Consider the following 26214-nt stretch of genomic DNA (forward strand, 5'->3'; position numbering starts at 1 on the left):
CTACGCACCCGCGAGTACGCCCACGCCCGTCCCCTTCCGAGGAGCGCCCGTGACCAGCTGGGTCGGCCGGACCGCCGCCGAGATCGCCGTCGCCGTACGCGAGAAGCGGGCCACGCCCCGCGAGGTGGTGGCCGAGCACCTCGCCCGGATCGAGCGGCTCGACGGCCGCGTCGGCGCCTTCCGCAGCGTCCGTGCCGAGGCTGCGCTCGCCGAGGCCGACGAGGTCGCGGCCCGGCCCGGCCTGGACGAACTGCCCCTGGCCGGCGTGCCGGTGGCCGTCAAGGACAACCTCGCGGTACGGGGCGAGTCGACCCGCGTCGGCTCGGCCGCGACCCCGGACACACCCGCGCCGGAGGACCACGTGACCGTGGCCCGGCTGCGGGCGGCGGGCGCGGTGGTCGTCGGGCTGACCAACGTGCCGGAGCTCTGTGTCTTCGGCACCACCGAGGGCGTGCACGGCACCGCCCGCAACCCCTGGGACACCAGCCGCACGGCGGGCGGCTCGTCGGGCGGCAGCGCGGCCGCGGTCGCCGCCGGTCTGGTACCCGTCGCCCTCGGCAACGACGGCATGGGTTCGCTGCGCATCCCGGCCGCCAACTGCGGCCTGGTGACCATCAAGCCGGGTCACGGGGTGGTGCCGGCCGGTATCAGCGAAGGCGACTGGTTCGGCATGTCCGAGAACGGTCCGCTCGCCACGACGGTCGAGGACGTCCGCCTGATGCTGTCCGTCCTGGCCGGCACCGAGGTGGCGCGCCGCGTGGAGCCCGGCCCGCGCACGATCGCCGTGTCCGTGCGCAGCCCCCTGGCCGGGGTCGGGGTCAGCAGGCCGTACGCGAGCGCGGTCCGGGAGGCGGCCGGTCTGCTGGCGGGTGCGGGCCACCGGGTGCGGCCCGCCGAGCCGCCCTACCCGCTGTCGCTGGGCCTGGTCGCCCTGCAGCACTGGACGGCGGGCACGGCCGTGGACGCCGCGGGGCTCGACCCGCGGCGGCTGGCCCGGCGCACCCGCGTGCACGCCGCCGTCGGGCGGCGCTTCCTGACCGGGGTGCGCACCGGCGCGCAGCGGGAGCGGCTGCGCAGGCGGCTGGACCCCTTCTTCGCCGAGCACGACGTGCTGCTCACCCCGGCGCTCGCCCGCCGTTCACCCCAGGCCGGGCCGTGGCACGAGCGGGGCTGGCTGCGCAACGTGCTGGCCAACACCAACTACTCGCCGATGACACCGCCGTGGAACCTGACCGGGTGGCCCGCCATGGCTGTCCCGTTCGGCACGCTGCCCTCCGGTGCGCCCTGCGCGGTCCAGCTGGTCGGCCGCCCGGGCTCGGAGGCGGATCTGCTGGACCTCGCGGAGCAGATCGAGCGCCTGCACCCGTGGCGGCGGACGGCGGGGCTGGCGTAGCCCCGGGTTCCCGTACCGGCACGAGCCACCGGCCTCGCGCCGCTGCCCGGGACGGCCCTACAGGGCCCGGTACATGATGTGCAGTCCCACCGGCCCGTGCCGGGGATGCTCGTACGCCTCCGGCACGGTGGCGAGGATGCGGAAGCCGAGGGAGATCCACAGCCCGACGGCCGGGTTGGTCTCGACCACGGCGTTGAAGACCATGGCCCGGTAGCCGTCGGCCCGAGCGACGGCCAGGACGTGTTCGGCGAGGGCGCGGCCGATGCCCTGGCCGGCCCGGTCGGGGTCGACCATGAAGCCCGCGTTGGCGACACGGGCCGCGGGGCCGCCGTAGTTGGCAGTGACGTAGGCGGAGCCGACGACGGCTCCGGTGTCGTCCTCGGCCACGTACACGGTCTTGGCCGGGCTCATCCACAGCGCCCGGGCGTCCTCCTCGGAGGTGTCCGGGTCCCAGGCGTAGGTCTCGGCGGCGGCGACGATCCGGTGCCAGAACGGCCAGATCCGCGGCCAGTCTCCGGCCGCGGCTTTCCTGATCAGCATGGGCGTGAGTCTCGCACGCCCATGCGGTCGGCGATCGCGACCGCTCCTGCCGGTCAGTCCACGCTGGGCAGGATGTGCGGCTCGGCGAGGTCGTCCTCGTAACCCGCCAGGCGGATCGGGGCGGACCGGGCCCACACGTCGAGGCTGCCGAGGTCCCCCGGCCGGCGACCCGCGCCCTCGGCGCGTTCCTTGGGGCGCTGATCGCGATTCGTCTTCTCCGGTGTCACCGCGCACTCCTTATGTGTCGGTCACCCTCGGGGCATTTCGGCCAGTGTTCGATCCGGCACCTGACGCCCGCTCGGGTGTGGGTCGAAGGCAGGTCGGTCGCGGTGGCGCCGGCAAACAGGTTCCGTGCAGGCCGTTGTGCACCGGCTTGCCCCGGGACGGACCATGGGTGTGGATGGAACCCCTTGGTGCTGTCCGTCCACTCCAGATTAACCAAATGAGCGGCCCCCCGCTCGATGGGGCTGCAAACAACAGGTAACTATCTGAAGTCGCCCGTGTTCATTGGGCTCATTAGAGGCTGTTTTGTCATGTTGCGCACTGTTGGGATTTCACTCTTCCGGCGTACCGGCAGCCGGGCCCGGCGCACCGCGCCGCAAAGGTCGTGCAGTTCAGGTGCCGTTGGCTGAGCCGCAAACTCGCCATGATCTGCTGACCTACCGCAACGGCTGTCTCGCGGGAGGACTGACGCATGGAGCTGCGCAGCGTCGAGGAGCTGATGGACCTGCTGTACGCCTGCCGGGGCGCGTGGGACACCCCGGACCGGACCGGCGACCCGGTCGACCTGCACGACCACGCGCTGCAGACGGCCGCGCTGCTGCGCCGAAGTCGCCCGGCCGACAAGGAACTCCAGGTCGCGGGGCTGGTGCACGACATCGGGCACCGGCTGCGCCCCGGCGACGACGCCGGCCATGCCGACCTCGCGGCGGACGCCGTGCGGCCCCTGCTCGGCGAGCGGGTCTCCCGCCTGGTGCGTCTGCACGTACCCGCGAAGCGCTACTTGGCCTCGGTCTGCCCCGACCGGGCCCTGTCCGCGCAGAGCGTCCGCACCCTGACCGCGCAGGGCGGTGTGATGACCCGGGCCGAGGCGGCCGCCTTCGCCCGCGACCCGCTCGCCGAGGACGCGGTGACCCTGCGCCAGGCCGATGACGCGGGCAAGGTACCCGGCCTGGACGCCGGGGTGCTGGAGGACTGGCGCACGGTACTGGAACTGGTCGCGGCCCGGAACTCGCGGCTCGGCGTGGCCGACTGATCCCGCCGGAACCGGCTGACACCGGCTGCGGCGGGTCTCTTCCACCGACGGCCCGCCGCGGGACCCCGGTGCGGCGCGGCGCACCGCCGGGGAACCGGACACCGCGCGGGCCGTGCACTCCGCCGCCGGGAGTGCGGGCCAGGACCCCGCCGGGTGTGCGGTCGACGACCGGCTGGAGGTGGCTCACCACTTGCCGGGTGCGTAGTCCTTCAGGAAGACGCCGTACAGGTCCTCGCCCGCCTCGCCGCGCACGATCGGGTCGTAGACGCGGGCCGCGCCGTCCACCAGGTCGAGCGGGGCGTGGAAGCCGGCCTCGGCGAGACGGACCTTGTCGGGGTGCGGGCGCTCGTCGGTGATCCAGCCGGTGTCGACGGCCGTCATCAGGATGCGGTCGTTCTCGAACATCTCCTCGGCGCTGGTGCGCGTGAGCATGTTCAGGGCGGCCTTGGCCATGTTGGTGTGCGGGTGACCGGCGCCCTTGTAACCGCGGGTGAAGACGCCCTCCATGGCGGAGACGTTCACGATGTACGTCCGCCGGGCGGGCGAGCCGGCCATCGCCGCGCGCAGCCGGCTGATCAGGATGAAGGGCGCCGTGGAGTTGCAGAGCTGGACCTCGAGCAGCTCGACGGGCGTGACCTCCTCCACCGTCTGGATCCAGCTGTTGGTGTGGTGCAGGTCGGGCACCAGCCCGCCCGCGTCGATCGCCGTGCCGGCCGCGATCCGCTCCAGGGAGGCCGAGCCGGAGACCAGCGCCAGGTCGGTCACGTCCTGGGCCGTCAGTGTGCCACCGCCCGCGACCGGCAGCGCGGCCACGGCACCGGAACCGAAGGTGCCGATCACCTCGGCCGCGGGCAGCTCACCGGCCGGCAGCGGCGCCGACTCGGCGGCGACCAGCTCGCTGTAGGCCTGGGGGGAGCGCCGCACCGTCTGGGCGGCGTTGTTGATCAGGATGTCCAGCCGGCCCTCGGCGGCCACCGCGTCGGCCAGGGCCACCACCTGGGCCGGGTCGCGCAGGTCGATGCCGACGATCTTCAGCCGGTGGATCCACTCGTCGCTGTCGGGCTGTGCCTTGAAGCGCCGGATCGCGTCGTTCGGGAACCGGGTCGTGATCGTCGTGTGCGCGCCGTCGCGCAGCAGCCTGAGCGCGATGTACATGCCGATCTTGGCGCGGCCACCGGTGAGCAGGGCCCGCTTGCCGGTCAGGTCGGTGCGGGCGTCCCGGCGGGCCCGGTTCTCGGCGGCGCAGTCCGGGCAGAGCTGGTGGTAGAAGTAGTCGACCTCGACGTAGCGGGTCTTGCAGGTGTAGCAGGAGCGCGGGCGCTGGAGTATGCCCGCGATCTGGCCGGCCTCGGTCGCCGAGGAGGGCAGGACGCCCTCGGTCTCGTCGTCGACCCGCTGTGCGGAGCCCGTGGCGGTGGCCTCGGTGACCGCCCTGTCGTGCGCGGTCTTGGCGGCCCGGCGCTCCTGGCGGCGGCGCTGCTTGACCGTGCGGTAGATGTGCGAGGTGGCCCGGCGCACCCTGACCGCGTCGGGGTGGTCCACGTCCAGCCGGTCGAGCTCCTCCAGCACGCCGAGGCAGACGGCGAGGCGCTCGGGGTCGATCCCCGGCCCGTACGCCGTCTCGTCGTCCGGCCGCACCACCTCGTCCGTGGTCACCCGGCCGTCGTCTGTCACCGTCATCGCGCTGCCGTTCCCTGATCACCCGCGCAGCGCTCCGACTCGCGCCCGCTTTCGAACGCGGAATTTTACTTCAGCGCCGGGACCCATCACCAAATGCGTTGGGAAGCGAGCCACGGCGGTGAGCGGGAGGTGAACGAGCCGGGGACAGCCGGGGACAGCCGGGGACCGCCCTGGACAGCGCGGATCAGGGCGGATCAAGGCGGATCAGGGTCCGCAGACCGTGATCAGCGTCTCCACCTCCTCGGCCACGGCGCGCGCGAGCCGGCCCAGGTCGGGCACCGCCTTGGCGTCGGCGACCAGCCCGAAGTGGACGCGGCCGCGGTACGTCGAGATCGCCACCGCCAGTGACTGGCCGGGGGCCAGCGGCGCGAACGGGAAGACCGCGGTCAGCGGGTGGCCGCCGAGCTTCAGGCCGAGGCCGGGCAGCGGCACGCTGGTGACCAGGATGTCGAACCACAGCCGGGCCGCCTGACCGACCAGCGGTCCGCCGAGCCGGTGGCCGAGGGCCGGAACGTGGTCGGCGAGCAGGGCGACGGCGCCGGCGCCCCGGTAGGGTCCGGCGTCCTTGTTGCGGTCCATGGCGGTACGGACGGCGGCGAGGCGGCGCAGCGGGTCCGGGTCGCCGACGGGCAGCTCCATCAGGTAGCCGGAGAGCCGGTTGCCCTGGGGGTGGGCGGTGCGCGGCCGGCGCCGGGAGACGGGGATCAGCGCACGCGGCGCGACCCCTTTGCTGCCGTCACCGCGCTCGTCGAGCCAGCGGCGCAGGGCGCCGGCGACGACCGCGATGAGGACGTCGTTCACGGTCCCGCCCACCGCCTTGCGCACCAGGTGCACGTCGTCGATGTCGACGACCACACCGGCGGTGCGGCGGGTGCCGGTGGGCTCGGCGGTCAACGCGGGCACCGGACGGGTGGCGAGGGTGGAGCGGGCGACGGACGCGCCGATGTCGAGGGCCCGGCCCACGTCGGACAGCGCGCCGCGCAGCATCCCGGGCAGCCGGCGCACGTCGGGCACCAGACCGCGCGGGGGCGCGGCGGGCCGCGGGCGGGGCTCGGGCAGGTCCATCGGGTCCAGGACGGCCGCGGCGAGCGTCAGGGCGCGCAGCCCGTCGGCCAGCGCGTGGTGGAACTTGAACAGCACGGCGAAGGAGACCCCGTCCTCGCCGGGCAGCACATGGGCCTCCCAGGGCGGCCGGTTGCGCTCCAGCGGGCGCTGCATGAGCCGGCCGGCCGCCGCGTGGAAGCCGGCCGTCGGGGCGTGCAGCCGGACGTGGTTGAGCGGGTCGAAGCAGGGGTCGGGCTCGCGGGCGGCACCGCCGAGGGACAGCGGCTGACGCAGCCCGCGCGTCAGCGACTGCCGCAGGTCGAGCGGCCGCCACACGTCGCGGATGCGCATGCGCAGTCCGGGCACGGCGGCCGCACGGGCGGCGAGCAGGTCGGCCGCGTGCGCGCCGGCGGTGGGCGAGTGGGCCGAGAAGACCCCGAGCGCGGCCAGGTGCATGGGGTGGTCGGCGGACTCGATGTTCCAGAACGCCAGGTCGAGAGGAGCGAGCAGGTCAGAAGTCAATGGCTTGCCTCGCATCGACGGTGGGTGGGTCTGCAGTCAATCGCTCTCGAACGATTACGGTCAAGTACGATCAAGCTACGCTCAGTTAACAGCAGATTAAGTCCCGCCTCCTGCGCAAGAGGGCGGGACGGGTGGGACCGGTGATGTCTTTTCGGCCTGCGCCGCCCGTCACTTGAGCGCGGGCGGCGCGGCCTGTGCCGACGTGCCCCACGCCGACGGCCGCGGGCCCACGGTGAAGTGCAGGGTGCCGAGCGAGCGCAGCGCGTCGGTGGTCAAATACGTCCGGTTGTGCGTCACCCCGTTGGCGCGGACCGTCTGGACGTAGCGGTCGGTTGCCGAGGTGCCGGGTGCCAGGATGACCAGTCCGCCGCGCGGGTAGAAGCGGCGGTCCAGGCGGAGGTCGACGCGTTCGAACACGGGCGTGGACAGCCCCCAGGTGTGGTAGCCGGGCTGCACCGGGAAGAGCCCGAGGGAGGAGAGCACGTCCCAGGCGGACATGGTGCCCAGGTCGTCGTTGCCGGTCAGGCCGGTCGGGGCGTCCGTGAAGAGGGTCAGCGCCGCGTGCACCACGTCGGTGGTCTTCCACGGCTGACCCGTCGACAAATAGGTGTACGGCGCAATGAGGTCCGGCTCGTTCTGCGGGTTGTACTTGTCGGTGTTGTAGTACGCGTACGGCCCGTTGACCCAGACCTCGCGGGCGGTGTGTTCCGGGTTCTTCAGCAGCTCGCCGTAGGCGAAGAACTCGTCCAGCCGATCGTTGGCGGCCCGCCGGCCCCCGATCAGCTTCACCAGGCCCGGCAGGTCCTGCGGCACGAGCCACTGGTACTGCCACGACGTGCCCTCGTGGAAGCCCACGCTCTCCGCCGGACTCCACGGTCCGGTGAACGCGCCGAGCGTGTCGCGCGCGCGGAAGAACCCGGTGGAGGGGTCGAAGACGTTCCGGTAGTTCCGGGAGCGGACGGCGTACCGGCGGGCGTCCTGAGGGTGGCCGAGGGCACGGGCCATCTGCGCCAGCATCGCGTCCGACAGGGCGTACTCCAGGGTCGCCGAAGCCCCGAAGGCGTAGTCCGAGTGGCCGGGCTTGGTCGGGCGGTCGCCCATGATGTACGGGGCGAAACCCCGGGCGAGGTAGTCCGGGTTGGCGTTGCGGCCCACCGCCGGGGAGTCGGCCGGCGGCAGCCCGTCGGCGTTCCGCTTCAACGCCCGGTAGGCCCGCTCCTCGTACCCGCCGAGCAGACCCTGCTGGTAGGCGTTGGTCAGGAACGGGGTGACGGGGTCACCGGTCATGACGTTCGTCTCGACCGTGCCGTAGCCCCACTTGGGCAGCCAGCCGCTCTCCTCGGCGATCCCGATCACCGAGATCGCCATGTCCCGGGACTCGCGGGGCGCGAGCAGGGCGAGGAACTGGGCCTGGGTGCGGTAGGTGTCCCACAGGGACCAGTTCTGGTAGTACGTGAAGCCCTCGGCCCGGTGGATCCGCCGGTCCCAGCCGGTGTAGCGGCCGTCGGCGTCACTGCCGACGTTGGGCGCGAGGAACGACCGGTACAGCGCCGAGTAGAAGGTGCGGCGCCGGGTGGCGTCCCCGCCGTGGGCACGTACGTCGTCGAGCCTTGCCTCCCAGGAGCGGCGGGCCGCGCCGCGCACGGCGTCGAAGGAACGGCCGCCCTCCGCCGCCAGGTTGCCGGCCGCCCCCCGGGCGTCGACGTAGCTCAGGGCGGTGGTCGCCTCGACGGTGCGGTCCCTGGTCGTGTCGAAGCGGACGTAGGCCCCGCCCCGCCCGGACCGCGCGCCCGCCCTCACGGTGCCGCCGTCCCAGGTGCCGTACGCGGTGAACGGCCGGTCGAAGCGGGTGATGGTGTAGACGGTGTAGGGCCGGGTGTCCGCGCAGAAACCGTGCCCGGTGACTGCGGTGCGCACGGTGCGGTTGTCCAGGATCTCCACCGAGCTGGTGACCGTCTTGTGCAGGGCCTGCGCCGCGTTGAGCAGGACGTTGGCCTTGCCGGTGGCGGGAAACGTGTACCGCTGCACACCGGTGCGGGCACTGGCCGTCAGCTCGGCCCCGATGCCGGGGTCCAGGACGACCCGGTAGTAGCCGGGGCTCGCCTCCTCGTCCTCGTGCCGGAAGCCGGCCGCGTACCTTGCGTAGTCCGTCTGCGTCACGTCACCGGTGGTCGGCAGTACCGGCAGGTCGCCGCCGAGGCGGCAGCCGACGCCCGAGAGGTGGATCAGGGAGAAGCCGCGGATGCGGCTCTGGGCGTAGTCGTAGCCGGTGTTGTGACCGGTGTCCGGCGAGAGCTGCACCATGCCGAAGGGCACGGCCGCGCCGGGAAAGGTGTTGCCTTCGTTCGCGGTCCCGATGAACGGGTTCACCAGATCGGTGAGCCGGGCGTCGCGCGGTTCGGCGGCCCGTGCGGCTCCGGGCGCGGCGGACAGCACGGACGCTGCCACCGCTCCCGCCAGACACAGGCGCAGGCGCCGGGTCCATCTCATGCAGGAAGACCTCCGGAAGGAGACATCGTTGCCTGCATGATCACGTCTGAGGGTCGGTCAGCCGGGCATCCCGCGGGTGTCGCGCGCGACGCGTCGCGGATCAGCGACCGCCGGGCCGGCGTGACGACACGGATTCCTCTTTTCGCCCGGAAATCCGACAAAAGCGACACCCGGAGCGGAGTGGACCGATGACCGTCGGGCGCGCACCATGGTGGCAACGCTCCCGCCGTGCGAACCGGCGGCGGCAGCACCCTCCTGCGGAAGGGAGTGAGGGAGATGCCGAAGGTTTCCCGGGAAACGGCCACCCAGGGCGGGGACTACGGCCTGGTCGTCGACCAGTCGGAGGACCTCGACCCCTATACCGTCGACTTCCTGATGTACCGCGAGGACGTCGACCACACTCCCCTGCTGAAGGAACTGCCCGACGGCCGGTGCCAGTGCCCGCACTGGGGCTATGTCTTCAAGGGCGAGCTCACCTTCCGCTTCCCGGACCACGACGAGGTGTACCGGGCCGGGGAGGCCTTCTACGCACCGGCCGGGCACGTGACGGTCCACACCGAGCCGGGCAGCGAGTACCTCCAGTTCAGCCCGGTCGACGACATGCGCCGGACCAGCGCGGTCGTGCTGAACAAGTTCCCGCCCCTGTGCGGCTGAGCAGGCCGGCGGCTACGACACCCGCTGCCCCTTCCCCAGCGCGATCACCCCGCCCTTGGACACGGTGTACAGCTCCGCGTCGCGCCCCGGGTTGACGCCGATCGTCGCGCCGGGCGGTACCTCGACGTTCTTGTCCAGGACCGCACCGCGCACGATCGCGCCCCGGCCGATGTGGACGTTGTCGTGCAGCACAGAGCCCTGCACCACCGCTCCCGGATCGACCACCACCCCCGGCGAGAGCACCGAGCGCGTGACCTGCCCGCGGATCAGGCAGCCGGCGCTGATGATCGACTCACTGGCGATCCCGCCGGCGTTGAAGCGGGCCGGTGAGAGGTGGTAGGAGTGCGTGTAGATGGGCCAGCTGCGGTTGTAGAGGTTGAAGGCGGGACGTTCGGCGATCAGGTCCATGTGGGCGTCGTAGTACGCGTCGAGCGTGCCGACGTCGCGCCAGTAGCCCTGGTCGCGGGTGGTCTCGCCGGGCACGTGGTTGGCGCTGAAGTCGTACAGCTGCGCCTCGCCGCGGTCGGTGAGCTGGGGCAGGATCGATCCGCCCATGTCGTGCACCGAGTTCTCGTCCTCGGCGTCCCGGTGCAGTGCCTCGATCAGCGCCTTGGTGGTGAAGAGGTAGTTGCCCATCGAGGCGAAGACGCACTGCGGGTCGTCGGCCAGGCCGGGCGGGTCGGCGGGCTTCTCCAGGAACCGCTCGACGGTCCGGCCGTCGGAGCCCGGGGTGATCACGCCGAAGGAGGAGGACTCCGTGCGCGGCACCCGGATCCCGGCGACGGTCACGCCCGCGCCGCCCTCGATGTGCTGCTCGAGCATCTGCCGCGGGTCCATGCGGTAGACGTGGTCGGCGCCGAAGACCGCGACGTAGTCGGGCTGTTCGTCGTAGACGAGGTTCAGCGACTGCAGGATCGCGTCGGCGCTGCCCAGGTACCACCGGGGGCCGAGCCGCTGCTGCGCGGGAACCGGGGTGATGTAGTTGCCGAGCAGATTGGACATCCGCCAGGTCATGGTGATGTGCCGGTCCAGCGAGTGCGACTTGTACTGGGTCAGCACGCAGATGCGCAGGATGTCGGCGTTGACCAGGTTGGACAGGACGAAGTCGACGAGCCGGTAGGTGCCGCCGAAGGTGACCGCGGGCTTGGCGCGGTCGGTGGTCAGGGGCATAAGACGCTTGCCTTCTCCGCCCGCCAGGACGATTCCGAGGACCGAAGGTCCACCACGACGCATGGCCGCTCCCCTCACCCGGTTGAACCACTACTGCCCCTGAGCAGGGGGGACTAAGCCTGCTTGAGGATCTCCTGGTACAGCCGCACCGTGCGGCGGGCGACCACGTCCCAGCCGAACTCCCGCACCGCGCGTTCGCGCCCGGCCTCGCCCATCCGCCGCGCCGTCTCCGGGTCGCCGAGCACCAGGTCGAGGGCACGGGCGAGCCCCGCCTCGAAGCCGTCGTCCACGGGCACGAGTACCCCGGTACGGCCGTCCTCGACCACCTCGGGAATGCCGCCGACGCGGGAGGCCACCACCGGGGTGCCGCAGGCCATCGCCTCCAGGTTGACGATGCCGAGCGGCTCGTACACCGAGGGGCAGGCGAAGACCGCGGCGTGCGTGAGGAGCTGGATCACGTCCCGGCGGGGCAGCATCTGCGGGATCCAGTGCACGCCCTCGCGGACCCGGCTCAGCTCCTGGTACAGGTCCCGGAACTCCTGGTCGATCTCGGGTGTGTCGGGGGCACCCGCACACAGCACCACCTGCACCGCGGGGTCGATGTCCCGCACCGCGCGCAGCAGGTGGGGCACGCCCTTCTGGCGGGTGATGCGGCCCACGAACAGCACATACGGGCGGTCCTGGTCGAGTCCGATCCGGGTGAGCGCGTCGGTGCCGTGGTCCGGCTGGTAGAGGGCGGTGTCGATGCCGTTGTGGATCACATGGACCCTGGCCGGGTCCAGAGCGGGATAGCAGCCGAGGATGTCCTCGCGCATCGCGCCGGAGACGGCGATCACCGCGTCGGCGGCCTCGATCGCGGTGCGTTCGGCCCAGCTGGACAGGGCGTATCCGCCGCCGAGCTGCTCGGCCTTCCAGGGGCGCAGCGGCTCCAGGGAGTGGGCCGTCATCACGTGCGGGACGCCGTACAGGAGCTTGCCGAGATGGCCGGCGAGGTTCGCGTACCAGGTGTGGGAGTGGACGAGCTCGCGGCCCTGGAGCGCGGCGGCCATCGACAGGTCCACGGAGAAGGTGCGCAGTGCGTCGTTGGCGCCGTCGAGCGCGGACCAGGAGCGGTGGCGCACGACACCGTCGGTGCGGCCCTCGCCCCAGCAGTGCACCTCGAGGTCGACGAGCGGCGTCAACTCCCGCGCGAGGAACTCGACGTGGACACCCGCACCGCCGTACACGTCCGGCGGGTACTCCCGGGTCAGCAGTCCCACTCGCACCCGCAACCCCCTGTCTCAGCGGCCGGTCGCTTTCATGGTCACCCAGATGCGGCGCGTGGGGAAGACCGCGGCGCTCGTGTGAAACAACAGTCACCGCAGACCCCGCCGCCGGGGACACGGTAGTAGAGGCAGCAACTGCGGCGCCGGAAGACGGTGCCGGCGAGCGCGCCGGTCCCGAGGAGCAGGGGATGCGCGAGGAGCCGTGCGGCCAGGTGGCGCGCGTGGTCGCCGGCCTGTGGGCGGCCGCCGGCTCGCGCCCATAGGTCCAGCTGCCGCGCGGCACCCGCCAGCGCGGACGCCGCGTTCCCCCACAGCAGGCCGCTCGCGATCCGGTGCCGGTCGGCCAGGGCCGCGGCCAGGGGACGGAGGTGGCCGTGCAGGACGACGTCCGCGACGGTGGCCTCGTCGCCGGGCAGCGGGCGCACCTCGGTGAGCCACAGGTCGTCCGGGGCGCCGCTGTCCGGATCCCAGTGCAGCAGGAGCGGGTCGAGATCGGGGATCCGGCCGTGGAGCACGGCGCAGCCGAGCGCGACCGACCACAGCCGGGCCGCGAGGGCCTGCTGTGCCACCGAGGCCGCGACGCGCAATTCCGGCGCGCCGATGGCGTCGGCCACCCTGTGCACCCGCGCGGCCAGCGGGTCCTCGGGGCCCTGGACCTGGCCCCGGGCATAGGCCTGTGCGAGAGACGGCAGCGGCCCGTGGGGCGGTCGGCCGGTGTGCAGGACGAAGAAGCCGCCCAGGGGGCGCAGTGCGGCGAGGCCGGGGTCGAGGTCCACGGACAGCAGTAGTACCAAGGCCCCTAGGGGATGCCACCAGGGGGTGTCCGTCCCCTGTCGCCCGTCTGAGGGAGGAGCGGGCGCGCCTCGTACTCCATCGGCAGTAGGACCCATTGCCTGCTCAGGGACGACGACGGGAAGAGATCGACACGGCAGGGTGTTGGTCATGAGAGCCGACCATTCGTCGCGCAGGGCCCACCGCCCCCGCCTCACGCAGAGGAGCAGCTCATGAGCGCCCTCGCGTTGTCCGTGCTCCTCTCGCTCCTCTCCGCCGTCGCCTACGCCGGCGGAGCGATCGTGCAGGAGCACGTCGCGGTGTCCTCGCCCGGCGAGCAGTACGCGCCGCTGCGCCGGCCGGCCTGGTGGGCGGCGGTGGCGCTGAACGGCCTCGGCGGGCTGCTGCACGTGGTGGCCCTGGCCTACGGCCCGCTCAGCCTGGTCCAGCCGCTGGGCGCGCTGACCATCGTGTTCGCGCTGCCCATGGCGGCGCTGTGCGTGGGCCGCAGGGCGGCCGCGACCGCCTGGCGGGGCGCGATCATGGCGTCGGTGGGGCTGGCGGGCCTGCTCTCCGTGGTCGGCACGTCCGGCGCCCACTCCCTCGACGCCGCGCAGCGCGTGGCCGTCGCGCTGGTCACCGGCGGTGTCCTGGTGTCCCTGATGGTCGCGGGCCGGGCGGCGCACCGGCACCCGGCGGTGCGCAGCTTGCTGCTCGCCACCGCCTCCGGCATCGCCTTCGGCATGTCCTCGGTGTTCACCAAGACGGTCGCCGTCGACTGGACCGACGGGGTCCCGGCGGCGGACCTGCCGTCCCTGGCCGTGATAGGTGTGCTGGCCACGGCCGGCGTGCTGCTGTCGCAGGCTTCCTACCAGGGCGGCGGCCTCACGGCACCGCTGGCCACCCTGACCGTGGTGAACCCGGTCGTGGCGGCCGCGGTCGGCATCACGATGTTCGGCGAAACCTTCCGCTACGGCGCCACCGGCACCGTACTCGCCCTCGGCTGCGGCGTGGTGGCGGCGGGTGGGCTGATCCTGCTCACGACGGAGCGCATCGAGCGCACGGCCGAGGTGGTCCTCGACGGGCCCGTACCCGAGCCGGAGCCGCTGCCCGAGCCGAAGCTGCCGCCGGACATCCCGGAACGGGCCGGGACCGCGCCGGTGCATGTCCTCGTTTCCGCCGCACCGGCCCAGGAGTCACAACCGGCCGGACCGAGCGAACCGCCGCTCGCCTTCGGCCCGTTCTACGGCGGCCCGTACGTCCCGATGCCCGTCTTCGACGGGCATCGCGCGCGTGTCAGATCCTGATGCCGCCGGCCCGGAGATAGGCGACCGGGTCGATGTCCGTGCCGAATCCGGGCCCCGTCCGCACCTCGAAGTGCAGATGCGGGCCCGTGACGTTGCCCGTGGCTCCCGAGCGGCCGATGCGCCGGCCCGCGGCCACCGTCTGCCCGGCCCGCACGGAGATCGCCGAGAGATGCCCGTACTGGGTGTAGTGGCCGTCCGCGTGCCGGATCACCACCTGGTAGCCGTAGGCGCCGCCCCATCCGGCGTCGACCACGCGGCCCGCCTCCACCGCCTGCACGGAGGTACCGGTGGGCACTTCGAAGTCCACACCGGTGTGGTAGCCCTTCGACCAGTGGGCGCCGACGGCGTGGTACGGCGTACCGACCGGGCCGCTCACGGGGGCGACGAGGCTGCGCGAGGCGGAGTGGGTGCCGCCGCTCCCCTTGGTCTCCGTCCTGGTGGTGGGCTTCGCCGTCCGGGCCCGATGCGTCGGAGCGGGCGTCTCCTTGTGCGGCACGGAGGTGCGGAGGGTGAGCCGTTGCCCCGGCAGGATCAGGTCCGGGTCGTCGCCGACGACCGTGCGGTTGGTCGCATACAACTGCCGCCAGCCGCCCGCCACATGACGTTCGTCCGCGATGGCGGAGAGGGTGTCACCGCGGACCACCGTGTACATCTCGGCGGTACCGGCCCGGGACTGGGGCGTGGTCTGCGGCTGCACCTGGTGCACCGGACTCTTCGCGCTCCGCACCGTCCGGGCCGCAGTGGCGGCCGGGTGCACGTCGGCGCTCGCGCCGCCCCGAGTGAGCCCGGCGTGCACCGAACACACCGGCCAGGCGCCGGGGCCCTGGCCGTCGAGCACCTTCTCCGCCACCGCGATCTGCTGGGCCCTGGTCGCCAGGTCGGCGCGCGGGGCGTACCTCGTCCCGCCGTACGCTTCCCAGGTGGACTGGGTGAACTGCAGCCCGCCGTAATAGCCGTTGCCGGTGTTGACGCTCCAGTCACCGCTCGACTCGCAGGCGGCGACCTTGCTCCAGGTGGACACGTCGGCCGCGTGGGCGGCACCGGCGCCGATCAGCGGGATCGCCATACCGGCGCCGCCCGCCGTGACAGTGAGTGAGGCGCGGTTGATCCTGTTCGGCTGATACCGGCGGTGCCGGCCGCGTACGGCCATGGAGAGCCCCCTCGACATGCGTCAGGAGGGGCAAAAGTAGAGGCCGCGAACAGGCCATGACAAGACGGCTATCGGCCGCTTCGTCACCCCAAGTGGCCGGTACTGGACCCTCATTGGCCGGATCGGCCGGCCAACCGGTGAGGCACGGGGCAGCCGCCGTGCGTAATGAAGCCTGTCGGGTCCGGATGTGCGGTTGCCGTACCGGCACGTCAGGATGGTCGAAGGGCCAGGACGGACGATACTGATCCGGTACTGACGGGCACGACCGGCACCACCGACGCAGGACCCATGCGATCTATGACGGATCTTTGAGGAGCAGGCGGTATGAGCACTACAGCCCAGATCGGCGTCACGGGGCTCGCGGTCATGGGCCGCAACCTCGCCCGCAACTTCGCGCGCAACGGCTACACGGTCGCCTTGCACAACCGGACCCCGTCGCGCACGCACGACCTGGTGGAGCAGTTCGGGCACGAGGGCGAGTTCATCGCGGCCGAGACGGCCAAGGAGTTCGTGGCGGCGCTGGAGCGGCCGCGCCGCCTGATCATCATGGTCAAGGCCGGTGATCCGACCGATGCGGTGATCCAGGAGTTCGCCCCGCTGCTGGAGCCCGGCGACATGATCATCGACGGTGGCAACGCGCACTTCGCGGACACCCGGCGCCGGGAACGCGAGCTGCGCGAGCACGGCATCCACTTCGTCGGCACGGGCGTCTCGGGCGGCGAGGAGGGCGCGCTGCACGGGCCGAGCATCATGCCGGGCGGCTCGAAGAAGTCGTACGAATCGCTGGGCCCGATGCTGGAGAAGATCTCCGCGAAGGCGAAGGACGGCGCGCCGTGCGTCACGCACTGCGGTCCCGACGGCGCCGGCCACTTCGTCAAGATGGTCCACAACGGCATCGAGTACGCCGACATGCAGCTCATCGGCGAGGCGTACCAACTGCTGCGCGACGTGGCCGGGTACTCCCCCGCGCAGATCGCGGAGATCTTCCGCACCTGGAACACGGGCAGGCTCGACTCCTACCTGATCGAGATCACCGCCGAGGTGCTCTCCCACGTCGACGCGGCCACGGGCAAGCCGTTCGTCGACGTGGTGGTGGACGAGGCCGAGCAGAAGGGCACGGGCCGCTGGACGGTCCAGATCGCTCTCGACCTCGGCGTCCCGGTCTCCGGCATCGCGGAGGCGGTCTTCGCCCGTTCACTGTCCGGCCACGCGGCGCTGCGGAAGGCCTCGCGGGGCCTGACCGGGCCGAGGCCCACCGCGCTGAGCGAGTCGGAGGCGGGCGCCTTCGCCGACCGGGTCGGGCAGGCGCTGTACGCCTCCAAGATCGTGTCGTACACCCAGGGCTTCCACGAGATCGCCGCGGGCAGCGAAGAGTACGGCTGGGAGATCGACCTCGGCGCCGTGGCCTCGATCTGGCGCGGCGGCTGCATCATCCGCGCGGCCTTCCTGGACCGGATCCGCGCCGCGTACGACGCCCGGCCGGACCTGCCGAGCCTGCTGTCCGACGAGACGTTCGCGCGGGAGATCGCGGCCGCGCAGGACGACTGGCGCGAGGTGCTCGTCGCCGCGACCCGCCAGGGCGTGCCGACCCCCGGCTTCGCCGCGGCCCTCGCCTACTACGACGCCCTGCGCGCCGAGCGCCTCCCGGCCGCCCTCACCCAGGGCCAGCGCGACTTCTTCGGCGCGCACACCTACCGGCGCGTCGACCGCGACGGTTCCTTCCACACGCTGTGGGGCGGGGACCGGTCGGAGGTCACGGCGTAGGCCGGCGGGGCAACCCGGCCGGCGGTACGCGCTCGAGACGCGGGATCGAGACGCGGGGACGGTGGGCGACCCGGAGGGGCCGCCCACCATCGGCGTTTGCGGTGCCGGGGAACGAGGGCCCGGCTTGGGCGCGTCGGCGGATCGGTGGATCGGTGGATCGGCTCAGGAGAGCGGCGGTCCCGGTTCGGGATTCGGCACCGGCTCGGGGCCCGGCGGGATCGGCGAGGGGTCCGGAGGGGACGGCGGACCGGGAGGCGTGGGGCTCGGCGGCGGACCCGGAGGCGTGGGCTCCGGCCCGGGAGGAGGTCCCGGAGACGGCGGCGGCTCGGGGGTGGGCACCGGGCTCGGGTACGGGTCCGGGCCCGGCGTCGGGCTGGGTGGGACAGGGTCGGGATACGGGTTCGTCATGGCGTCCTCCGGCCAGTCGGTCGACGTCGGCTCTGGACTACTCCCCCGCCTACCCGACGGCAGCGCCGCCAGTCACCCGGCGGCACGACGGCGAGGACCCGGGTGGGCTCATGCGGCCGAAACGGGACCCGCCGCCCGGCACGAGCCCGGTACGGACGGTGGCCGGGCGGGCCCGGCTCAGAAGCGGCCCGGGTGCTCCGTCAGCCACGTTTGCGCGGCCCCCAGCAGCTCGGGGTCGGCTGCCGGGGCCTCGTCCGGGTGACGTTCGGCCCACTTGACGACGTACGGGCACAGCGGAGCCACGGGGACGCCCTCGCGCTCGGCGATGGCGTACAGCTCGCGCGCCAGCGAGCCCGCGATGCCCTTCCCCTGGTGGGCGGGCTCCACGATCGTGTGGACGGGGACCAGCGCGCGACGGGGCCCGTCGAGGACGAAGTACTCGATGTGGCCGACCACTTCGCCGCCGGCGAGCGCCTCCAGGCGGCCCGCGGCCCGGTCGTCGCGGATCTCGATGTCGCTCATGGGCTCGCTCCTGCTCCGATGTGTCCGGACCGGCGTCCGGTGTCCGTCGATCAGGTGTGTGGACCAGTGTCCAGTGTCCGTCGATCAGGCCGACACGGCCTGCGGGCTGCGCTCCTGGTCCGAGCCCGGCACCGGCGCGGACGGGTCGGCACCCAGCGCCACGATCCGGTTGTCGCGGTCGACGTGCACGACCCGGGGCTTCAGCGCCCGCGCCTCGGCGTCGGTGACCTGAGCGTAACTGATGATGATCACCAGGTCGCCGGGGTGGACGAGATGGGCGGCCGCGCCGTTGATCCCGATCACTCCCGAACCGCGCTCACCCTCGATGACGTACGTCTCCAACCGGGCCCCGTTGGTGATGTCGACGATGTGGACGAGCTCGCCGGGCAGCAGATCGGCGGCGTCGAGGAGATCCGCGTCGATCGTCACCGATCCCACGTAGTGCAGGTCGGCCTGGGTGACGGTGGCCCGATGGATCTTGGACTTGAACAGAGTACGCAGCACTTTGGACTCCTGGAAGACGGCTCCCTGCCTGCTTTGTGCAGGTCAAGGGCGGTCTTCACTCTACACCGGCACGCGTCGGACTCGAAGATGGTGAACAACATCGGTCCGCTATGAGAAGAAGGCTCCCTGCCTGCGCCTCCGTGCGAGCCAGGCTGTTGTGACGCCGCCGATCAGACGTCTGCCAAGGAAGACCCTATGGGGACTGGTGCTGATCAGACGCCGACTTACTTGACGGTACGTCAGTTATGAGAAGTTGGCGAAGGCCGTGCCGGAGGGTGCCGACGCCCGTGAAGAATTCCCAGACCCAGCACTGGGACGAGGTCCGAGCCGTCTGCGACCTCCTGTTGTGAGTGGCGACCGGACCGGCGGTCAAACCACGGCCAAACTGCGGCCGGCAGCGCCAGACGGTCCAGAGCCCGCGCTGCAGCGCCTCGTCCACGTCGAGCTCGTCCTGCGGTGGTGCAACGCCCGAGGCGCGCTGGGCAAACGGCCCTTGGGGCGGCTGACGCACTTGGTCGGTGAGTCGACCGAGACCGCGGCGGGCACCCGTCGGCTGCGGAGCAGACCGCTGTGCGCTTCCGGGCATCCGCACGATCCCCGACCGGCTGGTGTCGTCAGTGGCAGCCGGTCAAGCCGGGCGGGGACCTTGGTCGTGACGACACCGAGCTCGGCGGCGGTGGTCATGCCATGAGGGGTGTCGAGCCTCGCCGGCCCGGCCGCAGTGCCGGATGGGTGCCCGGAACCGCGGCGCTCGCGTCTCAGCCGCTGCTCTCGGTGCTTCCACTCGCCTCGGTGATCTCGACGTGTCGCGGCTTTGCGACGTCGGCCTTGGGGACGGTGATGCTGAGCACTCCGTCCTGCATCTCAGCCTTGATCTTGTGGGTGTCCAATTCTCCGGGCAGCCGCAAACGGTACTCGAAGGCTCCGACGCGGCGGGTGCTGCGGCGCAGGACACCCTTGCGCTCCCGCTCCTTGATCTCTCCGGTGACCACGAGTTCGGGACCGTTGGCCTCTACGTCAATGTCCTTGCTCTTCACTCCGGGGAGTTCGATCTCTATGTGGAACGCATCCTCGGACTCCGACACGTCCGCGAGAGGCGTCCACGCAACCGCGGGTGCCGCGCCCACCGTCGACTCCAGCAGGCCGCTCATCTGGTTGAGCAGTTCGTCGAACTCGACCAGGGGATTGACAGGGGTGGGTGCCCAGACGGGCCTTTCCTGCAGGCCGCCACCACGGTGGCGCCGGACGGGCATGGCCATCGCCATCGCCTCCTTCTTCCTTCTCGTGATCTCATCGTCCGCCATTCGTCATGCGAGCCATGCGGACTCCTTGTGACGTATGCGGGGGGAGACGTCCGAGTGGCCCGCGGCAGCTGACGTGCCCGTGGTGCCGGGTACGGCCGAGTGCCCCAGGTGCCGGTGCACGAAGTGGATGGCCATCGCGCCCTCACCGGCCGCGGAGGCCACCCGCTTCACCGAGCCGCTACGGACGTCCCCTACCGCGAAGACCCCGGGCAGGCTGGCCTCCAGGGTCATGCACGCGCGCCCGCGGCCGTGCCACACCTCGGGGGAGGCGCAGGCTTCCTGGGCCTCCGGCCCGGTGAGGACGAAGCCGCGGGAGTCGAGGGCGATGGTGCCGGCGAGCCACTCGGTGTGAGGTTCGGCGCCGGTGAAGACGAACAGGCTCCGTACCGCGAGCCGGCGGTGCCCGCCCGTGCGGTTGTCGACCACGTCGAGCTCCTCCAGCACTTCCTGGCCGATGACCTCGGTGACCTCGGTGTGCAGCATGACCTCCACCCGCGGATGGCGCTCGACCTGGTCGACCAGGTAGCGGGACATGTTGGCCTCAAGGCTGGCTCCTCGGACCAGCAGGTGCACCTTCGGCGCGTACCCGGCGAGGAACAGCACCGCCTGGCCCGCCGAGTTGCCTCCGCCGACGACGGCCACCGGGTCGGTGCGGCACTGCTGGGCCTCGTAGACGGTCGCCGAGTAGTGCACGCTCGTTCCCTCCAGGCGTTCGATGCCGGGCACCTGGAGCCGGCGGTAGCGGGCACCCATGGCCAGGACGACGGCGCGGGCGGCGATCTCGCTGCCGTCGGCGAACGCCACCACGTAGTGGTCGTCGTCCTTGGGATGGAGACCGGTCGCCTCCAGCGGAAGGCTGATCCTGGCGCCGAACTTGTCGGCCTGGAGCACGGCGCGTTCGGTGAGTTCGGCGCCGGAGATGCCGGAGGGGAAGCCGAGCAGATTCTCGATGCGGGACGACGTACCGGCCTGGCCGCCGGTGGCCATCGCCTCCACCACCGTGGTGCTCAGGCCCTCGGAGGCCGCGTACACCGCGGCAGCGAGGCCGGCGGGTCCGGAGCCTACGATGAGGACGTCGCCGTGACGGTTTCCGGCGGGTAGTGACGGCAGGCCGATGAGCCGGGCCAGTTCCGCGTTGCTGGGGTTGCGCAACAGGGTGGTGTCCCGCCAGATGACGAGCGGCGTCTCCTCCGGGCCGACACCGAAGCGGCGCAGCAGTTCCTCGGCCTCCTCGTCGGTCTCCAGGTCGATCCAGCGGTGCGGCAGCCGGTTGCGGACGGCGAACTCGCGCAGCCGTCTGGTGTCGGGCGAGTAGCGCGAGCCGACGATGCGGAAGCCGGCGCCCTGTCCGACGAGCAGCGCGCGACGGCCCAGACAGGCGCGCAGCACGACGTCCCCGATGCTGGAGTCCTGGGACACCAGGTGGCGCAACCGGTCCAAGGAGACGACGAGGACCTCGCCCGGCTCCCTGGCGACAGCGGTGTAGAAGGCCACCTGTCCGTGCAGCAGCCCGAGTTCGCCGATGAAGCGACCGGGGCCGTGCACGCGCAGCACGTGCTCCTCGGGAGTGCCGTAGTCCTCGACGACGGCGACGGAACCGCTGAGGACGACGAAGAACGTCTCGCAGCGCTCGCCCTCCCGGATCAGCACCTCGTTCGGAGCCATGCTCCGGCGTTGCCCGTGCTCCGCCAGACGTGTTATCTGGTCCTCCGTGAGGCGCGGATACGCGCCGTAGATGTCCGGGGTCTCCCAGAAGGCGGCCTCGTCCGCTTCCTCCGGTACCGGTTCTTCGCCCGGCAGCGACTGGTCGCCGGACATCAGACGAACGCCTCGTGAACGTAGCACCAGCGCCAATCCTCGCCGGGCTGGAACGACTGCACGATCGGATGAGCGTCGGCAGCCGCGTGCCTGCGCGCGTGCTTGTTCGGCGAGGAGTCGCAGCAGCCGACGTGCCCACAGGTCAGGCAGAGCCTCAGATGAACCCACGGGGAGCCGAGCATCAGACACTCCTGACACCCTTCTGGGGTCAGCGGCTGAACCGGCCGGACGAGCGCGAGGTGGGGGTCTGCGTGCAGGGTCATCCGGATCACCCTCTCCGGGTGGTGATCGACTGTTCCACCCACTGGCGCAGAACGGGGGCGGGCGCCGCCCCCGCCTGCCGGGCGACCGTCTCGCCCTGATCGAGGATCAGCAGTGTCGGTACGGCCTGGACCTCGAAACGCTGCGACAGTCGCGGGTTCTTGTCGACGTCGACCTTGACGAGTTTGATTCGGCCGGCGAGATCGGTGGCGACCTTCTCCAGTGCGGGGCTGACCATGCGGCAGGGGCCGCACCAGGTGGCCCACAGGTCGACCACGACGGGGACGTCGGCCCGCTCGGCGACCTCGGTGAAGTCGTCGTCGCCCGCGTCCACCATCCACGGTAGGGGCTGCTTGCAGTGGCCGCACTTGGGGCGGCCCTCCGCGGCCACGGGCACCCGGTTGGTGCGCCCGCAGTTGGGACATCTGACGGTCGTCGCCTGCACCGTGCTCATGCCGCCCGCGCTCCCTTCACGTCCTCGGGCTGGTCGTAGGTGACTACCAGCTCTCCATGTTCGGCGTCGACGCGGACCGTCGCGCCGTCCTGGACGTCACCGCGCAGCAGGGCGCGCCCCACCATCGTCTCGACCTCGTGGGAGATGTAACGCCGCAGCGGCCGGGCCCCGTACACCGGGTCGTAACCCTGGTGGGCGATCAACTCACGTGCGGCGTCGGTGAGTTCGACGGTGATGCGGCGTTCGGCGAGCCGGCGGCGCAGCTCGTCGAACTGCAGCTCCACGATCCGCTCGATCTGCCGCTCACCGAGCGGCTTGAACAGCACGATGTCGTCGACGCGGTTGAGGAACTCCGGGCGGAAGTGCCCGCGCAGCTCGCCCATCACCAGGGCGCGGGCGTCCGGCTTGATCTCACCCTCGGCGGTGACGCCGTCGAGGAGGTGCACGGAGCCGATGTTGGACGTCATGATGATGACGGTGTTGCGGAAGTCGACGGTGCGGCCCTGGGAGTCGGTGATGCGGCCGTCGTCGAGGACCTGCAGCAGGGTGTTGAAGACATCGGTGTGCGCCTTCTCGATCTCGTCGAACAGCACGACCGAGTACGGCTTGCGGCGTACGGCCTCGGTGAGCTGGCCGCCTTCCTCGTAGCCGACGTATCCGGGCGGTGCGCCCACGAGCCGGCTGACGGTGTGCCGCTCCTGGTACTCGCTCATGTCGAGGCGGACCATGTTCTCCTCGGAGTCGAACAGGGCCGCCGCGAGGGTCTTGGCCAGCTCCGTCTTCCCGACGCCGGTGGGGCCGAGGAAGATGAACGAGCCGATGGGGCGGCGCGGGTCGCGGATGCCGGAGCGGGCGCGGATGATGGCGTCGGCGACGAGTTTGACGGCCTCGTCCTGGCCGATGACGCGCTCGCGCAGGATCTCGTCGAGGCGCAGCAGTTTCTCGCGTTCGCCCTCCTGGAGACGGGCGACGGGGATGCCGGTCCAGGCGGCGACGATCTCGGCGATCTCCTCCTCGGTGACGACCTCGCGCAGCAGCCGGTTCTGCCCTTGTTTGGCGGCCAGTTGCTCCTCCTCGGCCTTCAGCCGGCGCTCCAGCTCCTGGAGGCGGCCGTAGCGGAGTTCGGCGGCGCGGTTGAGGTCGTAGGCGCGTTCGGCCTCCTCCGCCTCGTGGCGGACCTGCTCCAGTTCCTGGCGCAGTTCCTGCACGCGGCGGATGGCCTGCCGTTCGGCCTCCCACTGGGCGCGTTTGGCATCCGCCTCGCCACGCAGGTCGGCCAGTTCCTTGCGCAGTTCCTCCAGGCGGGCTTTGCTGGCGGGGTCGGTCTCCTTGGACAGGGCCGCCTCCTCGATCTCCAGACGGGTGACGCGGCGGGTGATCTCGTCGAGTTCGGCGGGCATCGAGTCGATCTCGGTACGCAGCCGGGCGCACGCCTCGTCGACGAGGTCGATGGCCTTGTCGGGCAGGAACCGGTCGGTGATGTAGCGGTGGCTGAGGGTGGCCGCGGAGACCAGCGCGGTGTCCTGGATCTTCACGCCGTGGAAGACCTCGAGGCGTTCGCGCAGTCCGCGGAGGATGGAGATGGTGTCCTCCACACTCGGCTCGTCGACCAGCACCTGCTGGAAGCGGCGTTCGAGTGCGGCGTCCTTCTCGATGTGCTTGCGGTACTCGTCGAGGGTGGTGGCGCCGATCATGTGGAGTTCACCGCGGGCGAGCATCGGCTTGAGCATGTTGCCCGCGTCCATGGCCCCTTCGGCGGCGCCCGCGCCGACGACGGTGTGCAGTTCGTCGACGAAGAGCAGGATGCGCCCCTGGGCGGCCTTCACCTCGGACAGGACGGCCTTGAGTCGTTCCTCGAACTCGCCGCGGTACTTGGCGCCGGCGACCAGGGAGCCCATGTCGAGCGCGAACACCGTCTTGTCGCGCAGGCCCTCGGGGACGTCGCCGCGGACGATGCGCTGGGCCAGGCCCTCGACGATGGCGGTCTTGCCGACGCCGGGATCGCCGATGAGGACGGGGTTGTTCTTGGTCTTGCGGCTGAGGATCTGGGTGACGCGGCGGATCTCCGCATCACGGCCGATGACCGGGTCCAGCCGCCCGGACCGAGCCTCGAGGACCAGGTCGCGGCCGTACTTCTCCAGAGCCTCATAGGCCACTTCAGGGTTGGCGGAGGTGACGCGCTGGTTGCCGCGGACCTGGGTGAGCACGCTCAGGAACGAATCCCGGGTCACACCGTGCTCCTTGAGCAGCCGTCCTGCGGCGGTCGCCGAGCCCTCCTCGGCCAGGGCGAGCAGGATGTGCTCCACGGACACGTACTCGTCCTTGAGGCGTTTGGCCTCCCGCTCGGCGGCATCGAGCAGGCGGGACAGGCGCTGAGTGACGAAGACCTGGCCGGGTGCCGCGCCGGGACCGGTGACCTTCGGGCGACGGGAGAGTTCCTCGCGCACGGCCGCCCGCAGCTCCTTCGGCTCGGTGCCGACCTGTTGCAGCAACCGTGGGATCAGACCGTCCTCCTGATCGAGAAGCGCGAGCAGCAGGTGTTCCCCGTCGACCTCGGTCTGCCCCATGCGGACGGCCGCGCTCTGGGCCTCCTGGAGGGCTTCCTGTGACTTCTGGGTGAGACGGTTCATGTCCATGGGGGTGTTTCACTCCTCGTACCGGCGCGGCGCAGGGCGGCTTCGAGCATGCTGATGCGGTCCAGCAGATCGAGCACCAGGCCGATGGATGCGTAGTTGAGGCACAGCCCGGTGCGCAGCCGCTGGACGCGGGCGAGGACGGCCGGTGCCGTGGGTTCGAACACCAGCCCTCCCGAGGCGTCGCGCTCGGCCTCGACCAGGCCCAGAGCGACGAACCGGCGGATGAGGTCGGGATGGACGCCGGAGCGGCGGGCCACGGTCTGCAGAGAGAGCCTGGGCACCGGCACGATCGCGTACCGGACGCGTGCCGGCGCGGGAGCTGTCAGCCGAGACGCCTGGCGCGCCCCGGCGCGTGGGTCACTCATCGTGTACTCCTGGGGTCGAACGAGGAGACGGCGGCGAGCTCCTCGAAGAGTGCGCGCTCCCGGTCGCTGAGCCTGGACGGCACCATGATCCGGAGCTCGGCGTAGAGGTCGCCGCTGGTGCCGCGCGGATTCGGCATGCCCTCACCGCGCAGCCGCAGCCGCCGGCCGCTGGACGAGCCCGCGGGCACGTTCACCTTGGCCGTCGCCCCACTCGGCGTGGGCACCGGAACCGTCGCGCCCAGCGCGGCCTCCCAGGGTGTGACCGGAAGCTGCACATACACGTCCCGGCCCTCGAGGCGGAACTGGGGGTGCGGCTGGATCCGCACCCGCAGGTACAGGTCCCCCGCGGGGGCGTCACCGTTGCCCCGGCCGCCCTCGCCCGCCAGCCGGATACGCTGCCCGTCGGTGACACCCGGTGGCACGTCGACGTCGTACCGCCGCGGCTGCCCGGTGGGACCGGCGAGCGTGACGGTGCGGCGGCCTCCCCGGTAGGCCTCCTCGACGGTGAGCGGCAGTTCGGCCTCCTGGTCGGCTCCGGGGACACGCACCCGTCCGGCCCCCCCGAAGAACGAGCCGAACAGGTCGTCGATGTCGACACCCTCCGCGCCGAAGCCACTGGTGGCATACCGGACCCGGGGGCCGCCCCCGGTGGACCAGCGGAAGCCGCCGCCGGGTCCCGCGCCGGCACCGACCCGCTCCTCCCAGTCCTCGGGGACCTTCCGGAAGTCCTCGCCGAAGCGGTCGTAACGGGCCCGCTGCTCCGGGTCGGACAGGACACTGAAGGCCTCATTGATCTCCTTGAAGCGCTCCTCCGCCTCGGGGTCCTTGTTGACGTCGGGGTGGTACCTGCGGGCCAGCTTGCGATACGCCCGCTGGATCTCGTCCTTGTCGGCGTTGCGCGGGACCCCGAGAACCTCGTAGAAATCACGTGCCATGG

Annotated in this window: 23 protein-coding genes and 1 pseudogene; 6 read left to right on the forward strand and 18 right to left on the reverse strand. The window is 71.7% G+C overall.

What is annotated here, in order from left to right; genetic code table 11:
• The first annotated feature begins 49 nt into the window (after nt 1–49).
• Nucleotides 50–1393, forward strand: coding sequence for an amidase (locus AB0A61_RS15085; RefSeq protein WP_361291681.1), 1344 nt, complete (start codon nt 50–52; stop codon nt 1391–1393).
• A gap of 57 nt (nt 1394–1450) precedes the next feature.
• Here the strand turns inward: AB0A61_RS15085 and AB0A61_RS15090 are convergent, their stop codons facing one another.
• Nucleotides 1451–1933, reverse strand: a complete 483-nt coding sequence (locus tag AB0A61_RS15090) for a GNAT family N-acetyltransferase (RefSeq protein WP_361291683.1) — start codon at nt 1931–1933, stop codon at nt 1451–1453.
• Nucleotides 1934–1986: 53 nt separating this feature from the next.
• Nucleotides 1987–2160 (reverse strand): hypothetical protein, encoded by a 174-nt coding sequence (locus AB0A61_RS15095; RefSeq protein ID WP_361291685.1) that lies wholly within the window; start codon nt 2158–2160, stop codon nt 1987–1989.
• 467 nt (nt 2161–2627) lie between these two features.
• On the opposite strand from AB0A61_RS15095, the gene AB0A61_RS15100 reads away from it, so the two are divergent.
• Nucleotides 2628–3188: an HD domain-containing protein gene (locus AB0A61_RS15100; RefSeq protein WP_361291687.1), complete on the forward strand. Its 561-nt coding sequence runs from the start codon at nt 2628–2630 to the stop codon at nt 3186–3188.
• Between the two features lie 183 nt (nt 3189–3371).
• On the opposite strand, the gene AB0A61_RS15105 is transcribed toward AB0A61_RS15100, so the two are convergent.
• The 3 genes from AB0A61_RS15105 to AB0A61_RS15115 all read right to left on the reverse strand — a co-directional run bounded on the left by AB0A61_RS15105 (nt 3372) and on the right by AB0A61_RS15115 (nt 8924).
• On the reverse strand, nt 3372–4868 hold the full coding sequence (locus AB0A61_RS15105) for an SDR family NAD(P)-dependent oxidoreductase (RefSeq protein ID WP_361291689.1): 1497 nt from the start codon (nt 4866–4868) through the stop codon (nt 3372–3374).
• 204 nt (nt 4869–5072) lie between these two features.
• The gene (locus tag AB0A61_RS15110; protein WP_361291691.1) at nt 5073–6434 is read right to left on the reverse strand and encodes a wax ester/triacylglycerol synthase family O-acyltransferase; all 1362 of its coding nucleotides are present in this window, start codon (nt 6432–6434) and stop codon (nt 5073–5075) included.
• 168 nt (nt 6435–6602) lie between these two features.
• On the reverse strand, nt 6603–8924 hold the full coding sequence (locus tag AB0A61_RS15115; protein WP_361291693.1) for a GH92 family glycosyl hydrolase: 2322 nt from the start codon (nt 8922–8924) through the stop codon (nt 6603–6605).
• A 276-nt stretch (nt 8925–9200) separates the two neighbouring features.
• Between AB0A61_RS15115 and AB0A61_RS15120 the strand changes: the two genes are divergently transcribed.
• Entirely contained in the window at nt 9201–9578 is a 378-nt protein-coding gene (locus AB0A61_RS15120; protein ID WP_361291695.1) for a hypothetical protein, read from the forward strand.
• A gap of 12 nt (nt 9579–9590) precedes the next feature.
• Here AB0A61_RS15120 and glgC read toward each other — a convergent pair whose 3' ends face one another.
• The 3 genes from glgC to AB0A61_RS15135 are packed head-to-tail and all read right to left on the reverse strand — an operon-like array spanning nt 9591 to nt 12807.
• Nucleotides 9591–10811, reverse strand: coding sequence for a glucose-1-phosphate adenylyltransferase (glgC, locus tag AB0A61_RS15125; protein ID WP_361291697.1), 1221 nt, complete (start codon nt 10809–10811; stop codon nt 9591–9593).
• A 50-nt stretch (nt 10812–10861) separates the two neighbouring features.
• Nucleotides 10862–12013 carry a glycogen synthase gene (glgA, locus tag AB0A61_RS15130; RefSeq protein WP_361291699.1) on the reverse strand — a complete coding sequence of 384 codons (1152 nt, stop codon included), beginning with the start codon at nt 12011–12013 and terminating at the stop codon, nt 10862–10864.
• Between the two features lie 38 nt (nt 12014–12051).
• A complete protein-coding gene (locus AB0A61_RS15135; protein WP_361291701.1) occupies nt 12052–12807 on the reverse strand; it encodes a (2Fe-2S)-binding protein in 756 nt (251 codons plus the stop codon).
• A 210-nt stretch (nt 12808–13017) separates the two neighbouring features.
• On the opposite strand from AB0A61_RS15135, the gene AB0A61_RS15140 reads away from it, so the two are divergent.
• Nucleotides 13018–14091 (forward strand): DMT family transporter, encoded by a 1074-nt coding sequence (locus AB0A61_RS15140; RefSeq protein ID WP_361291703.1) that lies wholly within the window; start codon nt 13018–13020, stop codon nt 14089–14091.
• Here the strand turns inward: AB0A61_RS15140 and AB0A61_RS15145 are convergent.
• On the reverse strand, nt 14081–15241 hold the full coding sequence (locus AB0A61_RS15145) for a transglycosylase family protein (protein WP_361291705.1): 1161 nt from the start codon (nt 15239–15241) through the stop codon (nt 14081–14083). The two genes, AB0A61_RS15140 and AB0A61_RS15145, sit on opposite strands and share 11 nt — an antisense overlap.
• A gap of 324 nt (nt 15242–15565) precedes the next feature.
• Between AB0A61_RS15145 and gndA the strand changes: the two genes are divergently transcribed.
• Nucleotides 15566–17005: an NADP-dependent phosphogluconate dehydrogenase gene (gndA, locus tag AB0A61_RS15150; RefSeq protein ID WP_361291707.1), complete on the forward strand. Its 1440-nt coding sequence runs from the start codon at nt 15566–15568 to the stop codon at nt 17003–17005.
• A 585-nt stretch (nt 17006–17590) separates the two neighbouring features.
• On the opposite strand, the gene AB0A61_RS15155 is transcribed toward gndA, so the two are convergent.
• A complete protein-coding gene (locus AB0A61_RS15155) occupies nt 17591–17935 on the reverse strand; it encodes a GNAT family N-acetyltransferase (protein WP_361291709.1) in 345 nt (114 codons plus the stop codon).
• Nucleotides 17936–18019: 84 nt separating this feature from the next.
• Nucleotides 18020–18439, reverse strand: coding sequence for an aspartate 1-decarboxylase (gene panD / locus AB0A61_RS15160; RefSeq protein ID WP_361291711.1), 420 nt, complete (start codon nt 18437–18439; stop codon nt 18020–18022).
• A gap of 463 nt (nt 18440–18902) precedes the next feature.
• Here panD and AB0A61_RS15165 point away from each other — a divergent pair.
• Nucleotides 18903–19053 (forward strand): annotated as a pseudogene (locus AB0A61_RS15165) (ISNCY family transposase); the annotation flags it as partial.
• Nucleotides 19054–19197: 144 nt separating this feature from the next.
• On the opposite strand, the gene AB0A61_RS15170 reads toward AB0A61_RS15165, so the two are convergent.
• Genes AB0A61_RS15170 through AB0A61_RS15200 form a run of 7 tightly spaced genes read right to left on the reverse strand, consistent with a single transcriptional unit; the run spans nt 19198 to nt 26212 of the window.
• On the reverse strand, nt 19198–19698 hold the full coding sequence (locus AB0A61_RS15170; protein WP_361291713.1) for an Hsp20/alpha crystallin family protein: 501 nt from the start codon (nt 19696–19698) through the stop codon (nt 19198–19200).
• Nucleotides 19699–19746: 48 nt separating this feature from the next.
• Nucleotides 19747–21561 (reverse strand): FAD-dependent oxidoreductase, encoded by a 1815-nt coding sequence (locus tag AB0A61_RS15175; RefSeq protein WP_361291715.1) that lies wholly within the window; start codon nt 21559–21561, stop codon nt 19747–19749.
• Nucleotides 21561–21824, reverse strand: coding sequence for a UBP-type zinc finger domain-containing protein (locus tag AB0A61_RS15180; protein ID WP_361291717.1), 264 nt, complete (start codon nt 21822–21824; stop codon nt 21561–21563). The genes AB0A61_RS15175 and AB0A61_RS15180 overlap by 1 nt, the downstream gene beginning before the upstream one ends.
• A gap of 5 nt (nt 21825–21829) precedes the next feature.
• Entirely contained in the window at nt 21830–22276 is a 447-nt protein-coding gene (gene trxA, locus AB0A61_RS15185; RefSeq protein WP_361291719.1) for a thioredoxin, read from the reverse strand.
• A complete protein-coding gene (gene clpB / locus AB0A61_RS15190) occupies nt 22273–24912 on the reverse strand; it encodes an ATP-dependent chaperone ClpB (RefSeq protein ID WP_361291721.1) in 2640 nt (879 codons plus the stop codon). Before clpB ends, trxA begins: the two co-directional genes overlap by 4 nt.
• The gene (locus AB0A61_RS15195; protein ID WP_265565989.1) at nt 24903–25277 is read right to left on the reverse strand and encodes a chaperone modulator CbpM; all 375 of its coding nucleotides are present in this window, start codon (nt 25275–25277) and stop codon (nt 24903–24905) included. Before AB0A61_RS15195 ends, clpB begins: the two co-directional genes overlap by 10 nt.
• Nucleotides 25274–26212, reverse strand: coding sequence for a J domain-containing protein (locus tag AB0A61_RS15200; RefSeq protein ID WP_361291723.1), 939 nt, complete (start codon nt 26210–26212; stop codon nt 25274–25276). Before AB0A61_RS15200 ends, AB0A61_RS15195 begins: the two co-directional genes overlap by 4 nt.
• Nucleotides 26213–26214 lie beyond the last annotated feature (2 nt).

It is taken from the genome of Streptomyces sp. NPDC046197 (genome assembly GCF_040646295.1).
Classification (GTDB): domain Bacteria; phylum Actinomycetota; class Actinomycetes; order Streptomycetales; family Streptomycetaceae; genus Streptomyces.

Bases quoted from the DNA above. Each gene is read 5' to 3' on its own strand.
- AB0A61_RS15105 (WP_361291689.1), bottom strand. From the start codon at position 4,868: ATGACGGTGACAGACGACGGCCGGGTGACCACGGACGAGGTGGTGCGG.
- glgC (WP_361291697.1), bottom strand. From the start codon at position 10,811: ATGCGTCGTGGTGGACCTTCGGTCCTCGGAATCGTCCTGGCGGGCGGA.
- AB0A61_RS15145 (WP_361291705.1), bottom strand. From the start codon at position 15,241: ATGGCCGTACGCGGCCGGCACCGCCGGTATCAGCCGAACAGGATCAAC.
- AB0A61_RS15155 (WP_361291709.1), bottom strand. From the start codon at position 17,935: ATGAGCGACATCGAGATCCGCGACGACCGGGCCGCGGGCCGCCTGGAG.
- trxA (WP_361291719.1), bottom strand. From the start codon at position 22,276: ATGAGCACGGTGCAGGCGACGACCGTCAGATGTCCCAACTGCGGGCGC.
- AB0A61_RS15175 (WP_361291715.1), bottom strand. From the start codon at position 21,561: ATGTCCGGCGACCAGTCGCTGCCGGGCGAAGAACCGGTACCGGAGGAA.
- AB0A61_RS15120 (WP_361291695.1), top strand. From the start codon at position 9,201: ATGCCGAAGGTTTCCCGGGAAACGGCCACCCAGGGCGGGGACTACGGC.
- AB0A61_RS15180 (WP_361291717.1), bottom strand. From the start codon at position 21,824: ATGACCCTGCACGCAGACCCCCACCTCGCGCTCGTCCGGCCGGTTCAG.
- gndA (WP_361291707.1), top strand. From the start codon at position 15,566: ATGAGCACTACAGCCCAGATCGGCGTCACGGGGCTCGCGGTCATGGGC.
- AB0A61_RS15140 (WP_361291703.1), top strand. From the start codon at position 13,018: ATGAGCGCCCTCGCGTTGTCCGTGCTCCTCTCGCTCCTCTCCGCCGTC.
- AB0A61_RS15090 (WP_361291683.1), bottom strand. From the start codon at position 1,933: ATGCTGATCAGGAAAGCCGCGGCCGGAGACTGGCCGCGGATCTGGCCG.
- AB0A61_RS15200 (WP_361291723.1), bottom strand. From the start codon at position 26,212: ATGGCACGTGATTTCTACGAGGTTCTCGGGGTCCCGCGCAACGCCGAC.
- AB0A61_RS15115 (WP_361291693.1), bottom strand. From the start codon at position 8,924: ATGAGATGGACCCGGCGCCTGCGCCTGTGTCTGGCGGGAGCGGTGGCA.
- AB0A61_RS15100 (WP_361291687.1), top strand. From the start codon at position 2,628: ATGGAGCTGCGCAGCGTCGAGGAGCTGATGGACCTGCTGTACGCCTGC.
- AB0A61_RS15170 (WP_361291713.1), bottom strand. From the start codon at position 19,698: ATGGCCATGCCCGTCCGGCGCCACCGTGGTGGCGGCCTGCAGGAAAGG.
- AB0A61_RS15195 (WP_265565989.1), bottom strand. From the start codon at position 25,277: ATGAGTGACCCACGCGCCGGGGCGCGCCAGGCGTCTCGGCTGACAGCT.
- clpB (WP_361291721.1), bottom strand. From the start codon at position 24,912: ATGGACATGAACCGTCTCACCCAGAAGTCACAGGAAGCCCTCCAGGAG.